The 13,425-nt window shown below is 72.1% G+C and carries 14 protein-coding genes and 1 pseudogene; 14 read left to right on the plus strand and 1 reads right to left on the minus strand.

What is annotated here, in order from left to right:
* Window positions 1-17 precede the first annotated feature (17 nt).
* The 6 genes and pseudogenes from G6R24_RS03745 to ccsB form a co-directional block, all read left to right on the plus strand.
* A pseudogene (locus G6R24_RS03745) lies at window positions 18-644 on the plus strand (histidine phosphatase family protein); the annotation flags it as partial.
* A gap of 5 nt (window positions 645-649) precedes the next feature.
* Window positions 650-1,591, plus strand: coding sequence for a methyltransferase domain-containing protein (locus tag G6R24_RS03750; protein ID WP_163547765.1), 942 nt, complete (start codon window positions 650-652; stop codon window positions 1,589-1,591).
* Between the two features lie 262 nt (window positions 1,592-1,853).
* A complete protein-coding gene (locus G6R24_RS03755) occupies window positions 1,854-2,414 on the plus strand; it encodes a TlpA family protein disulfide reductase (RefSeq protein WP_225438083.1) in 561 nt (186 codons plus the stop codon).
* 7 nt (window positions 2,415-2,421) lie between these two features.
* A complete protein-coding gene (locus tag G6R24_RS03760) occupies window positions 2,422-3,318 on the plus strand; it encodes a cytochrome c biogenesis CcdA family protein (protein WP_163547767.1) in 897 nt (298 codons plus the stop codon).
* Window positions 3,315-5,261 carry a cytochrome c biogenesis protein ResB gene (gene resB, locus G6R24_RS03765; RefSeq protein WP_420840651.1) on the plus strand — a complete coding sequence of 649 codons (1,947 nt, stop codon included), beginning with the start codon at window positions 3,315-3,317 and terminating at the stop codon, window positions 5,259-5,261. Before G6R24_RS03760 ends, resB begins: the two co-directional genes overlap by 4 nt.
* The gene (ccsB, locus tag G6R24_RS03770) at window positions 5,261-6,409 is read left to right on the plus strand and encodes a c-type cytochrome biogenesis protein CcsB (RefSeq protein WP_163547768.1); all 1,149 of its coding nucleotides are present in this window, start codon (window positions 5,261-5,263) and stop codon (window positions 6,407-6,409) included. Before resB ends, ccsB begins: the two co-directional genes overlap by 1 nt.
* Window positions 6,410-6,482: 73 nt before the next feature.
* Here ccsB and G6R24_RS03775 read toward each other — a convergent pair whose 3' ends face one another.
* On the minus strand, window positions 6,483-6,902 hold the full coding sequence (locus G6R24_RS03775) for a PLD nuclease N-terminal domain-containing protein (protein WP_163547769.1): 420 nt from the start codon (window positions 6,900-6,902) through the stop codon (window positions 6,483-6,485).
* Window positions 6,903-7,319: 417 nt separating this feature from the next.
* On the opposite strand from G6R24_RS03775, the gene G6R24_RS03780 reads away from it, so the two are divergent.
* The 8 genes from G6R24_RS03780 to G6R24_RS03810 all read left to right on the plus strand — a co-directional run.
* Window positions 7,320-8,771 carry a menaquinone biosynthesis decarboxylase gene (locus tag G6R24_RS03780; RefSeq protein WP_163547770.1) on the plus strand — a complete coding sequence of 484 codons (1,452 nt, stop codon included), beginning with the start codon at window positions 7,320-7,322 and terminating at the stop codon, window positions 8,769-8,771.
* Complete coding sequence (gene mqnP / locus G6R24_RS03785; RefSeq protein ID WP_163547771.1) at window positions 8,768-9,715, plus strand: menaquinone biosynthesis prenyltransferase MqnP; 948 nt, start codon at window positions 8,768-8,770, stop codon at window positions 9,713-9,715. The genes G6R24_RS03780 and mqnP overlap by 4 nt, the downstream gene beginning before the upstream one ends.
* Window positions 9,716-9,734: 19 nt before the next feature.
* A complete protein-coding gene (locus tag G6R24_RS03790; protein ID WP_163547779.1) occupies window positions 9,735-10,466 on the plus strand; it encodes a UbiX family flavin prenyltransferase in 732 nt (243 codons plus the stop codon).
* A gap of 111 nt (window positions 10,467-10,577) precedes the next feature.
* Window positions 10,578-10,835 carry a hypothetical protein gene (locus G6R24_RS03795; protein ID WP_225438084.1) on the plus strand — a complete coding sequence of 86 codons (258 nt, stop codon included), beginning with the start codon at window positions 10,578-10,580 and terminating at the stop codon, window positions 10,833-10,835.
* A gap of 86 nt (window positions 10,836-10,921) precedes the next feature.
* Window positions 10,922-12,070 carry an aminofutalosine synthase MqnE gene (gene mqnE, locus G6R24_RS03800; protein WP_163547772.1) on the plus strand — a complete coding sequence of 383 codons (1,149 nt, stop codon included), beginning with the start codon at window positions 10,922-10,924 and terminating at the stop codon, window positions 12,068-12,070.
* A 14-nt stretch (window positions 12,071-12,084) separates the two neighbouring features.
* Window positions 12,085-12,333 carry a hypothetical protein gene (locus G6R24_RS21855; RefSeq protein ID WP_225438085.1) on the plus strand — a complete coding sequence of 83 codons (249 nt, stop codon included), beginning with the start codon at window positions 12,085-12,087 and terminating at the stop codon, window positions 12,331-12,333.
* Window positions 12,333-12,581 carry a hypothetical protein gene (locus G6R24_RS03805; protein WP_225438086.1) on the plus strand — a complete coding sequence of 83 codons (249 nt, stop codon included), beginning with the start codon at window positions 12,333-12,335 and terminating at the stop codon, window positions 12,579-12,581. Before G6R24_RS21855 ends, G6R24_RS03805 begins: the two co-directional genes overlap by 1 nt.
* On the plus strand, window positions 12,578-13,425 hold an 848-nt coding region (locus G6R24_RS03810), incomplete at its 3' end, for a menaquinone biosynthetic enzyme MqnA/MqnD family protein (RefSeq protein ID WP_163547773.1). The genes G6R24_RS03805 and G6R24_RS03810, both read left to right, overlap by 4 nt.

Raw genomic sequence — 13,425 nt, forward strand, 5'->3', positions numbered from 1 at the left:
CGCCCCTGGACGGGCGCACCCGGGTGCATCTGGTCCGCCACGGTGAGGTGTTCAACCCGGGCAAGGTGCTCTACGGTCGGCTGCCCGGCTTCGGCCTGTCCGACAACGGGCACCGCCAGGCCAAAATCACCGCGGAGCACCTCGCCGACCTCGACATCGCCGCCGTCGTGGCGAGCCCACTGGACCGCGCCCAGCAGACCGCCGGGCCGATCGCCGCCGCCCACAACCTGCCCGTCGGTGTCGATGCGCGCCTCATCGAAAGCCGTAACGCGTTCGAGGGCCGCACCTTCGAGGCCGGCCCGGCGGCCCTGAGCCGCCCCGCCATGTGGCCGCTACTGCGCAATCCGTTCCGGCCGTCCTGGGGGGAGCCCTACACCGAGATCGCGCAGCGCATGCTCGCCGCCGTCACCGACTGGCGCGACCAGTACCCCGGCCGCCACATCGTGCTGGTCAGCCACCAGCTCCCGGTGTGGACGGCCCGGCGCGCCCTGGAGGGCGTCCACCTGTGGCACCGTCCCGACCGGCGCCAGTGCGCCCTGGCCAGCGTCACCACCGCGGTCTACCAGGGCAGCCAGCTCGTCGGCGTCGAGTACGCCGAGCCCAACGGCCCGACGGGCAACACGCCCGGTTCGGTCGGCGCCTGAGCGCGATGGGCGCCCCCCCGGGCCTGACCGGCATCCTGTCGGCGTTGCGCTGCCCGGTGTGCGCCGACGAGCTGGGCGGTGCTGGTTCGGGTGGTGCTGGTTCGGGCGGTGCGGGTTCGGGTGAGGTGTGCTGCGCGGCGGGGCACAGCTTCGACCTTGGCCGCGGGGGCTACCTCAGCCTGCGCGGCGGCCGGTCGCGGCGGATCACCGGCGACACCTCGGCGATGGTGGCCGCCCGCGCCGCCTTCCTGGACGCCGGGTACTACGCGCCGCTGACCGCCCGGCTTGGCGCACTCACCGCCGCGGCCCGCGCCGATGCCCGGGCCGCACCGACGATCCTGGAGATCGGTGCCGGCACCGGCCACCACCTGGCCGGCGTGCTGACCGCCCTCGAACACGGCGCCCGTGGGATCGCGGTGGACGTGGCGCCGCCGGCGCTGCGTCGCGCGGCTCGGGCGCATCCGCGAATCGGGGCGGTCTCCTTCGACGCCGCCGAACAGTGGCCCGTCGCGGACGGCCAGGTGGACGTGCTGCTCGACGTGTTCGCCCCGCGTCATCCGGGTGAGATGCGCCGGGTGCTGCGCCCGGGCGGGCTGCTGCTCGTCGTCACACCCGGACCCGCGCATCTCGCCGAGTTGCGGGGCCCGCTCGGCCTGGTCGGCCTGCACCCCGACAAGGACGGCCAGCTCGCGGGACGGCTCACCGAACAGTTCAGCCCCGGCCCGGTCGAGCGGCTGGACGTCCCGCTCACACTCCCGGTCACCGCCGCCGCCGACCTCGCCCTGATGGGCCCCACCGGCCACCATCGCACCCGCGACGACCTGTGTCAGGCCGCCGCCGCGGCCTGGGGGAGCGACCTCGAGAGCGCCACCGTCCCCGTCACCGCGAGCTTCCGGCTGCATCTGTTCCACGCCGGATCGGCCGGTTCGATCAGGGTGGCATGGTAGCCGGCGGCCGCGGCTGCTGACACCGGCGCGGCCGTGGGGAACCACACGCGCACCGGTGGGTACTCGCGCCTACGCTGAGTCGAGTTCTACAGCTGGTCGTAGTTCTACAGTGGGTCGTAGACGGGTGCGGGAGCCGAGAGGGGCAGGGCACATACTGGTGCGCGTGGCAGAGATGGGACGGCGGTTCAGATCAGCTGATGGTCCGGACTCGCCGCTGAGTGGCCATGCCCGTGTTCGACCGGTCCGCGTTCGACCGGCCCGGGTGGGGCGCCTGCTGGCGCTGGTGATGGCGTTGGTCGGTGTGCTCGCCGCGTGCTCCGCGCACGGCAACGCGACCGATGCGACGGGTGGCGACGGCTACGGCTTCGTCCAGCAGTCGGCCGGGACGGACTACGTCAGTGTCGGCAACCGGCACGCCGCGCCCAGGCTGTCCGGCAAGGATCTTGACGGCAAGCCGATCGACCTGGCCTCGCTGCGGGGCAAGGCCGTCGTGGTCAACTTCTGGGCCTCCTGGTGCGCGCCGTGCCGCGCCGAGTCACCGGGCCTGGCCAAGCTCGCCCGTCAGGAGCGGTCGGTCGCCTTCCTCGGTGTCAACGAGAAGGACGGCACGTCCAGCGCGAAGGCGTTCACCCGTGACTTCGAGATGCCCTATCCGAGTGTCGTCGACCGGCTGGGCACACTCGCCGCCGGCTGGCCGGTGGCGCCCGGGCTCCCGTCGACGTTCGTGCTCGACGCCGACGGTCGGATCGCCGCCCGGTTCACCGGCGGTGTCCTGCCCGAGGAACTCGCCCCCGTGCTGACCCGGTTGCAGGCCGAGACGTGATCCGCCCATGAGCGCCGCTGACCTGGTCACCAACGGTTCGGTGCTGCTCGCGGCACCCGTGGCGGCCGCCGCCGGACTGATGTCGTTCCTCTCTCCGTGCGTGCTGCCACTCGTCCCCGGCTATCTCAGCTTCGTCACTGGCCTGTCCGGTGAGGAACTCGAGGAGCGCGAGCGCCGCGACACCCTCCCCGAACCGGCCGAGCCGGTACTCGTGAGCGCCGGGTCAGCTGGTGGGGCGGTGCTGCCCGCGAACCCCGGCCTGGCCGGGCAACGGGAACCGGGCCCACCGCGGGCGCGGCTGCGCCAGTTGCGCTGGGGCGGACGGGTGACCGCCGGCACGGGACTGTTCGTGCTCGGGTTCACGGCGGTGTTCGTGTCCTACGGTGCGGCGTTCGGCGGGCTCGGTAACCGACTGCAGGCCCATCAGGTGGGGGTGAACCAGATTCTTGGTGCCTTCACGGTCGTGATGGGCCTCGCGTTCGCCGGGCTGTTCTCCCAGCTGTCCTGGGCGAACCGGGAATGGCGTTTCCACCGGCTACCGCGTCCCGGGCTGATCGGTGCGCCCCTGCTCGGGGTGATGTTCGGTGTCGGCTGGGCGCCCTGTATCGGTCCGACCCTCACCGCCGTGCTGGGGCTCGCGACGACGAGTGCGACCGCTGGCCGGGGCGCGTTCCTGTCCGCCGTCTACTGCTTCGGGCTCGGGGCGCCGTTTCTCGCGGTCGGGCTCGCCTTCCGGCGGGCCGCTGGTGCCCTGCTCCTGCTGCGCCGGCACTCCCGCATTCTGACCGTCTCCGGTGGGCTCCTGCTGGTCGCGGTCGGAATGCTCCAACTCACCGGGGCCTGGGCCGATCTGATCATCTTCCTGCGGCCCTACGCTCCCGGCTTCTCGGAGACGCCGCTGTGACCCCTCCTCCCAGCTCCACCTCGTCCACGCGTGAGACCAGCGAGGACGCCGGGTTCGACCAGGAGTCCGCGCCCACCCGCCGGCTCCCCGACGGCCATGCCGACGCGGCCGCCACCGTCCGTCCGGAGGCGTTCGACCCACCGACCCGCGCCAGCACGGACACCGGCGCGGGAGCCGCCGAGCCGGACGCGCCGTCGCGGGCGAGCCCGACGCGTCCCGGCGGGGCCGCGGTGGGACGGTCCGGGCCGTGGGCGCTCGCGGTGCGCAGCTGGCGGCAGCTGACCAGCATGCGCACCGCGCTGTTGCTGCTGTTCCTGCTGGCGCTCGCCGCCGTGCCGGGTTCGCTGCTACCCCAGCGCAACATCAACCCGCTGCGGGTCGAGCAGTATCTCAAGGTTCATTCGACGATCGGTCCGGTGCTGGACCGGTTCTCCGGGTTCGACGTCTTCGCCGCACCCTGGTTCGCCGCGATCTACCTGCTGCTGTTCATCTCGCTGATCGGCTGCCTGTCCTCGCGTATCCGCTGGCACGCGCGGGCGCTGTTCACCGCCCCGCCGAAGGCCCCGGCGCGTCCCGGTCGTCTGCCCGGGGGCAGTTCCTGGACGTCCCCGCTGCCGCCGGACGAGGCCGCCGAGATCGCCCGCGGGGTGCTGCGCGGGCGGCGGTTCCGGGCCAGCGTCGCGCCCGCCGATGCCCGCCGGCCGGACGGAACCCCCGACCACTCCGTCGCCGCGGAGAAGGGCTACCTGCGCGAGACCGGCAACCTCGTCTTCCACGTCGCGCTGGTCGGCCTGCTCGCCGCGGTCGGCTTCGGCTCCTGGTTCGGCTATTCGGGGACGACCCTGGTGGTCTCCGGCGACGGATTCGCCAACACGCTCGTCTCCTATGACCAGTTCAGCGGCGGCAAGATCGTCAACACCGCGAAGCTGCAGCCCTTCTCACTGACCCTGGACCGGTTCCGGGCGTCCTACCAGCCCAACGGCGAACCGGCCGACTTCCGCGCGGACGTCAGCTACGCCACCGACCTGGACGCCCCGACCCGGACGTCGACGATCCGGGTCAACCATCCGCTGATCCTCCACGACGCCAAGGTCTACCTGATCGGCCACGGGTACGCGCCGCATTTCGTCCTGCGTGACGCCAAGGGCACCGTCGTCTGGCAGAACAACGTGCCCTGCACGCCACGCGACGGCATGTTCACCTCCACCTGCACGGTGAAGATCCCCGACGCCGGCCTCGCGCCCGTCGGCACCCGACGTGAACCGCGGCAGTTGGCCTTCAGTGGCGTCTTCACCCCGACGACCCGGCTGGACCCCACCCGCGGCTACGTCTCGATCTTCCCGGCGGCCACCGCCCCCGGAATGACGATCACCGGTTTCGTCGGCAACCTGCATCTGGACGAGGGCGTGCCGCAGAACGTCTACACCGTCGACACCCGGGACATGAAGCAGATCCCGCTGACCGGCCCCGCCGGCGCCGGCCGCACCGCGCAGATCCTGGCCCCGAACAACCCCCGCCAGCGCACGCTGACCGGCCTGCCCGGCGGCCTGAGCCTCGAGGTCGACAGCGTCGCCGAGTTCGCCACCTTCCAGGTGAAGGCCGACCCGGCCAAGCGCGAGGCGCTGGTGTTCGCGGTGCTCATCATCGTCGGCCTGATCGCGAGCCTGCGGGTGCGCCGCCGCCGGGTCTGGGTCCGCGCGCGTCCGGCGTCCGGCGGCGGGTCCATCGTCGAGATCGGCGGCCTGTCCCGCTCGCACGGGGACGGCTTCGCCACCGAACTCGCCGACCTCACCACCGGCGTCCGCGAGGCCACCGGAGCACCACCGCAGGACAAGGCAGCAGAGCCAGCTGAGGCAGCAGAGCCAGCTGAGGCAGCAGAGCCAGCTGAGGCAGCAGAGCCAGCTGAGACAGCAGAGCCGAAGAGCAGGGAACGGGAGCGCTGATGGCGGTCAACGAGGGCTTCGCCAGCCTGTCCAACCATCTGTTCGGCAGCGGCATGGCGGTGTACTCGGCCGCGATGCTCGGTTTCGCGGCCGAGTTCGCGTTCAGCCGCCCGGGCACCCGTGACGGCGAGGCGGTGACCTCCACCGAGACCTCCACCGTCCCAGCCGCACGTACGTCGGCGGACCGGTCCGCCGTGCTGGTCGCGGCCTCGGCCGCCGGGTCGGCGGGCAGCGTGATCGATGGTCCGGCCGCGGACGCCGCGGAGCGCGCCCGTGAGATCGAGGAGGTCCGCCGGCGGGACCGGGCCGCGCACTCGCTCGCCGGCGGTGACGACGGTGACCTGCGGGTCTCGGCGCGGGCCCGCTGGATCGGCCGGTTCGCGGTGGGCGCCACCGCCATCGGCTGGGCGTTGCATCTCGCGTCGGTCGTCACCCGCGGGGTCGCGGCGGACCGGGTGCCGTGGGGCAACATGTACGAGTACTCGTCGATGATCTGCCTGATCGCGGTCACGACGTTCCTCGGCCTGATCACCCGGCACAACGTGCGCTGGCTGGGCGTCTTCGTCATGGTGCCGGTGGTGCTCTACCTCGGCTTCGCCGGGACGGTGCTCTACGTGGCGCCCGGGCCGCTGGTGCCGGCGCTCAACTCGTACTGGCTGAAGATCCACGTGGTCGGGGCGATCGTCGCGAGCGGGGTGTTCCTCGTCTCCGCGGTGACCACGCTGCTGTTCCTCATCAAGGAACGCTGGGAGAACCGGCTGGCCGAGGTCGCCACCGGACGGGCCGAGGCCAGCCGGGCGATGCAGAACCGCGGTGGGATCGTCATGCGGCTGCCCTCGTCGGCCGCGCTGGACACCCTCACCTACCGGATCATCGCGTTCGCCTTCCCGATCTGGACCTTCGCGATCATCGCCGGTGCGATCTGGGCCGAGGCGGCGTGGGGTCGCTACTGGGGCTGGGACCCCAAGGAGACCTGGTCGTTCATCACCTGGGTCTGCTACGCCGCCTACCTGCACGCCCGCGCGACCGCCGGCTGGCGTGGCCGCCGCGCCGCGACCATCTCACTGGTCGCGTTCATGGCTCTGTTCGTCGACTACTACCTGGTCAACCTGGTCATCACCGGCCTGCACTCCTACGCCGGCGTCTGACCGGACGCCGGCACAGAAGATCCCCTCGTCTAGGCCGCCCCTCGGTCGGGGCGCCCTAGACGAGGGGCGGCTGTCAGCCGCGGGAGGGCGAGGGGGGCTCGGACTCGCCGCCGCGGATGCGCTCGGTGAGTTCCCGCAGGAACTCCGGGTCGTCGTCCGGGCCCTTGGGACGGGCGACGGGACGGCGGGTACCCATCCGCGAGCCGGGATGGCCGAGACCGGCCTCACGCCGGGTGACCTCCCAGGCGGACCGCTGACCGAACGCCGGATGGTCGGAGACGGCGCGTCGCGGCGCGCGTGCGCCGTAGCCGTTCACCCGCGGCCGGCCGAACAGGAACCAACCGACCGCGCCGGGGATCCAGAACAGCGCGACCGCCACGATCCAGAGAAGTTTCGACCCCACTCGTACTTCGTCCGGGGGCGTCCCGACCACATCGATGATCGCGTACGCCCAGACACCGATGATCACAAACGTCAGCGCGAGGCCCAGCACCTGCTGGTCGCTCCTTCCAGCTCTCCGTGACCGATTACGTCCTGTCAGGTTTCGCCTGGCATATGGGCTATGAACGTCGGCACGCGGGTTAGTAGTCCCGGTCCGCCGGGCGGTCACCGTGGCCCAGCGGGGCAGCCGCCGCGGCCTGCGGGTCCTGGCCGTGCGCGGCGACTCGGACGGGCCGGACGGTGTGCTCCCCCGCTGTCCGCGGCTGCCCGAAGGCGGCCCCCGGAGGGCGCACGTGTCGCGAAGATGGCCGGCCCGTGTATCCCTAGTGTGCCCCTCCTCCCGGGGTCGCGTCCGGCCGGTTGGCAACAGCGTTGTCGGCGTCGCCCCGACCGGCAGCGCTGGGTGCGCCGATCGTCACCGGTGGTGGGGGAGCCTACGGTTGTCGGTGCCGGCTGCGAGGATGGGGCAATGGCCTGGGCGGATCTACGCGCGTTTCTCGCGCACCTCGAACGGCGGCGTGACCTGCGACGGGTGTCGGTGCCCGTCGACCCCAGGCTGGAGGTCACCGAGATCGTCACCCGGGTGGTGCGTGAGCACGGCCCGGCGCTGCTGTTCGAAGCCCCCCTCGGGTCGGACATGCCGCTGGCGATCAACGTGTTCGGCACCGAGGCGCGGATGGCCGCGGCCCTCGGCGTCGAGCGTCTGGATGAGATCGGCGAGCGGATCGCCGCCCTGCTGCGCCCCGAGCTACCGGTCGGCCTGTCCGGCCTGCGCGACGCCCTGGGCAAGGCCGCGTCGCTGACGTCACTGCCGCCGCGCCGGGTGCGCACGGCCCCCTGCCAGGACGTCGTTCTCGAAGGGTCGGACGTCGACCTGTTCCGCCTGCCCGGGGTGCACGCCTGGCCGAGCGACGGCGGCGCCTTCCTCAACCTGGGGCTGACCCACACCCGTCATCCCGAGACCGGCGCCCGCAACCTCGGGATGTACCGGTTGCAGCGCCACGACGCCCGCACCGTCGGCATGCACTGGCAGATCCACAAGGATTCCAACGCCCACCACGCCGTCGCCGAGCGGCGCGGCGAGCGGCTCCCCGTGGCGATCGCGTTCGGCTGCGACCCGGCGGTCACCTACGCCGCGTCCGCCCCACTGCCCGCCGACATCGACGAGTACCTGTTCGCCGGCTACCTGCGCGGCGAGCGGGTGGAGATGGTCGACTGCCGCAGCGTCCCGCTGCGGGTGCCGGCGAACGCGCAGATCGTGCTCGAGGGCTGGCTGGAGCCGGGGGAGCGGCTGCCCGAGGGCCCGTTCGGCGACCACACCGGCTTCTACACGCCCGTCGAGCCGTTCCCGGCACTGCACGTCGACGTGATGACGATGCAGCGTGAGCCGGTGTTCCAGACGATCGTCGTCGGCCGCCCGCCGCAGGAGGACGGGCCGATGGGCAAGGCCACCGAACGGATCTTCCTGCCGCTGATCCGGATGATGATTCCCGAGATCGTCGACTACGACCTGCCGGAAGCCGGCGTGTTCCACAACTGCTGCATCGTCTCGATCGACAAGCGTTACCCCAAGCACGCCCAGAAGGTGATGCACGCCATCTGGGGCGCCGGGCTGCTGTCGCTGTCCAAGCTGATCGTCGTGGTCGACGCCGACTGTGACGTCCACGACTACCACGAGGTGGCCTGGCGGGCGTTCGGCAATGTGGACTACGCCCACGACCTGCTCACCACGATCGGCCCGGTCGATCATCTCGACCACGCCTCGTACGAGCAGTTCTGGGGTGGCAAGGTCGGGGTCGACGCGACCCGCAAGCTACCGACCGAGGGTTACCGCCGGGACGGCGGCTGGCCCGAGGAGATCGTGATGGATGCCGCGGTGCGCGACCGGGTCACCCGGCGTTGGAAGGAGTACGGCCTGTGAGTGACGCGACCTTCCTGCCTGGACCGTCCGGCGGCCTGTCCGGCTCCTCCGGGGGCGGCGAGCGGCACGAACTGGGCCACGTGCGGGCGTTCCTACGGCTGGTCGTCATCGAACACTCGGTGTTCGCGTTGCCGTTCGCCTACATCGCGGCGCTGGCCGCCTGCTTCGACGCGTCCCGCTCGGTGCACTGGACGGACCTCGGGCTGGTCACGATCGCGATGGTCGCCGCCCGCACCTTCGCCATGGCCGCCAACCGGATCATCGACCGGGCGATCGACGCCCGCAACCCGCGCACCGCCGGTCGGGAACTGGTCACCGGCGCGATGTCGGTGCGCACCGCGGTGGTCGGCTCGGTGGTCGCGCTCGCCGTGTTCCTCGCCGCCGCGGCGATGCTGAGCTGGCTGTGTCTGGCCCTCGCGCCGGTCGCCGTCGCCCCCCTGGTCGTCTACCCGTACGCCAAGCGTTTCACCGACTTCCCGCACGCCGTCCTCGGCATCGCCCAGGCCATCGCCCCCGTCGGTGCCTGGATCGCCGTCTCCGGCCACTGGTCGTGGGCCGCCGTCGTGCTCGGCCTCGCCGTCGGTGCCTGGATCGGCGGGTTCGACCTCATCTACGCCTGCCAGGACGCGGAGATCGACCGCCGCATCGGCGTACGGTCGGTCCCGGCCCGGTTCGGGATCCGCGGCGCGCTGATCGGCTCGACAGTCACACACATCGTCACGTTCGCCCTGTTCGTGACGTACGGCCTGATGGAGGGCACCGGCGCGTTCTGGTGGGCCGGCCTCGCCATGACCGCGGCCACGTTATCCTACGAGCACGCCATCGTCTCCCCGAACGATCTCTCCCGGGTCAACCGGGCCTTCCTCACGGCGAACGGCTTCGTCGGCATCGCCCTGTTCGCCTTCGCCGTCGCAGACCTGTTCAGCCGCGGTCTGTCGGTCTGACGTGCCGAGGGTGCCCTGGGTGGTGGGGGTCAGCGGCGCCAGCGGCACCCCGTACGCCGCCGCGGTGCTCGGCGGCCTGCTGGCCGCCGGCCATCCGGTCGACCTGGTGCTCTCCCGCGCCGCCCGGCTCACCCTGCTGGACGAGACCGGCCTCGCCTGGCACGACAGCGCCTGGCCGCCGGTCCTGACCGCCTGGCTCCGCGCCCCCTTCGGCGCCGCAGCCACCTCCGCTGTCCCGTCCGGACCAGGGGCAGCGTCCAGGCTCGGGGAACTGCTCGCGGCGCGGGTCAGGGTGCACGCCCCCGGCAATCTCGCGGCCGGGCCCAGCAGCGGCTCCTACCCCACCCGCGGGATGATCGTGGTCCCGGCGAGCACCGCCTGCCTCGCCGGCATCGCCCTCGGCCTGTCCAAGGACCTGCTCCAACGCTGCGCGGACGTGACCCTCAAGGAAGGCCGCCGCCTGCTTGTCGTCCCCCGCGAGATGCCCTACACCGGGGCGACCCTGCGGCACATGCTCACCCTGCACGAGGCCGGCGCGGTCGTGGCCGCGGCGAGCCCCGGCTTCTACGCGGGCGCCCGCGACGCCGCCGACCTGGTCGACTTCGTCGCCGGACGAGTCCTGGACGCCGCCGGCGTCCCGCACACGCTCTACCGCCGCTGGTCCGGCGAACTCGGCGCCGCCCGCGGCGACACGCAGCCCCGAAACGGTTCCGCGGAACCGGCTGGCGACCTCGGGCATCCAGGCCGATGATCGCCCCACAGCCGCCCCCGAGGCTCCCTGGCGGAACCAGCCTCCGAGGGAGCACAGTGTTCCCGGACAGGCGAGGTGTTCCCGGACGGGCGAGGCGGCGGTGAAGCGAGGGTGACGGATATGGCGGGCGGCGACTCGGCGAAGAAAAAGGCGAAGGCGAAGGCGGCCCCGCCGTCCGATGTCGATCTGCGGGCGCAGCTGCCGTACTTCGTGGCGCGGTTGGCGGTGCTGGTGCTGGTCACGGTGGTTCTGGCGCTCGTGGGGGTGAGCGTGCTGCTGGCGGTGCTGATCGGGTTCGTCGTGGCGGGGCTGCTGACCTGGCCGCTGGGGCGGTTGCAGCGGCGGGCGGCCAGGCGCGACCGCCAGTAGTGAACCCCTCCGACGAGGGGGGCTGTGATGGGGCAGCCGTGCCGGGACAGGCGGAGCGGGGCGACGATCGGGCTAGTCTGGACCGTATGGATGCTGGGCTCAAACGGGAGATCGAGGCGAAGGTCGCGGCCGGTGAGCGCCTGAGCCGAGCCGACGGTGAGGCGCTGTACGGCAGCGACGACCTGGCCTGGCTGGGTGGCCTCGCGCACGACGTCCGCACCCGAAAGAACGGCGACCGGACGTTCTTCAACGTCAACCGGCACCTGAATCTCACCAACGTGTGCTCGGCGTCCTGCGCCTACTGCTCGTTCCAGCGCAAGCCCGGCGAGTCCGACGCGTACACGATGCGCATCGAGGAGGCCGTCCGGCTGGCGAAGGAGATGGAGCCGGCCGGCATCACCGAGCTGCACATCGTCAACGGCCTGCACCCGACCCTGCCGTGGCGCTACTACCCGCGCTCACTGCGCGAGCTGGGCAAGGCGCTGCCGGGGATGGCGCTCAAGGCGTTCACCGCCACCGAGATCCACTGGTTCGAGAAGATCAGCGGGCTGCCCGCCGACGAGATCCTCGACGAACTGATCGACGCGGGCCTCGAGTCGCTCACCGGCGGCGGCGCGGAGATCTTCGACTGGGAGATCCGGCAGAAGATCGTCGGCCACGAGACCCACTGGGAGGACTGGTCGCGCATCCACCGGCTCGCGCACGCCAAGGGGCTGCGCACGCCGTGCACGATGCTCTACGGCCACATCGAGGAGCCCCGCCACCGGGTGGACCACGTGCTGCGGCTGCGTGAACTGCAGGACGAGACCGGCGGGTTCGCGGTGTTCATCCCGCTGCGGTTCCAGCACGACGCGGCCGGCGACCCGCGCAACCGGCTGATGAACCAGCCGATGGCCACCGGTGCCGAGGCGCTGAAGACCTTCGCCGTCTCCCGGCTGCTGTTCGACAACGTCGACCACGTCAAGTGCTTCTGGGTGATGCACGGCCTCACGACCGCCCAGCTCGCACTGAACTTCGGTGCTGACGACCTGGACGGTTCCGTCGTCGAGTACAAGATCACCCACGACGCGGACCGGTTCGGCACCCCGACCACGATGACCCGCGAGGACCTGCTGGGCATCATCCGGGACGCCGGGTTCCGGCCGGTCGAGCGGGACACCCGCTACCGGGAGATCCGCGCCTACGGCGGGCCCGATCCGGCCCGCCGCGAGGTCGCCACGGCCATCGACGCCTGAGGCGGGCCGTCGCGATGGTGAGCAGCAACCCGCGGTATCCGTCCCGCCCGCCGGGGGCACCGGGCACCGGGTGGGTGTTCGCGCTGGCGTTCGTGGTCATTCTCGTCCCCGGCATCGTGGTCGACGCGTTGCTGGCCTGGGTCGGGGTGCCGATCGGCCCGGCGGCCCTGCTGGGGCTGCTCGCGGTCTTCGTCGGGCTGGGCTTCTTCCCGACCGTGCTGCGCCGCCTCGGCTGGGTGCCGGCGAGAAAACGGAGGTCCTGATGAAGTGGCCCAACCGGCCCGGCCCACGGCCACAGCGCGGGCTGCTGGCCATCAACGTGCGGTACTTCGCGGTGCGGGCACTGCTGTTCGGGGTGGTACTGGCCGTCGTGCTGCTGCTCGGGCTTGGCGGCCTGCTCGCCTTCCTGCTGGCGCTGGCGATCAGTGGGCTGGCCAGCTATCCACTGGCGCTGCGGCAACGTCGGGCCGTCATCGACGCGATGGAGAACCGACACGGCGGGCAGCGTTGAACAGCGGGCCGGCGCGGCCACGGGTCGGGCACATCCAGTTCCTGAACTGCCTGCCCCTGTACTGGGGGCTGGTCCACTCGGGCGCGCTGCTCGACCTCGAACTGACCAAGGACACCCCGGACCGGCTGGCCGAGGCGCTCGTCGCCGGTGATCTGGATATCGGGCCGATCAGCCTGGTCGAGTACCTGCGCCATGCCGACGAGCTGGTCGTCCTACCGGATCTCGCCGTCGGATCGGACGGACCGGTGCTGTCCGTGCTGCTCAGCACGGCGGTGCCGCTGGCCGAGGTGCGCACGGTCGCGCTCGGCTCCACGTCCCGGACGAGTGTGCTGCTGGCGCGGATGCTGCTGGAGGAACTGCACGGCCTCACCCCGACCTACGTGACGATGCCGCCCGACCTGCCGCTGATGCTGCGGGAAGCGGACGCGGCGGTGATCATCGGGGATGTGGCGCTGCGGGAGACCTACGAGGCCGAGCGGGACGGGGCGGCGCATCCGCTCGGTCTGATCGACCTGGGCGCGGCCTGGCGGGACTGGAGCGGGCTGCCGATGGTGTTCGCGGTGTGGGCGGCCCGCCGGTCCTTCGCCGACCAGCACCCCGGGGTGGTCAAGGAGGTGCATGACGCCTTCCGCGCCGGCCTCGACCTCGCGCTCGGCGACGTGGCGGCGGTCGCGGCCCGGGCGGCCCGGTTCGAGGTGTTCGACCCGGCGACGCTCGCCCGCTACTTCACCACGCTGGACTTCTCCCTGGGTGAGCGGCAACAGGCCGGCATCCGGGCCTTCGCGGCCCGGGCCGCCCGCCGCGGCGACGTACCGCCGCTACGGACCATGACCTTCGCCCAGGT

It is taken from the genome of Candidatus Frankia nodulisporulans (assembly GCF_902806475.1).
Classification (GTDB): Bacteria; Actinomycetota; Actinomycetes; order Frankiales; family Frankiaceae; genus Frankia; species Frankia umida.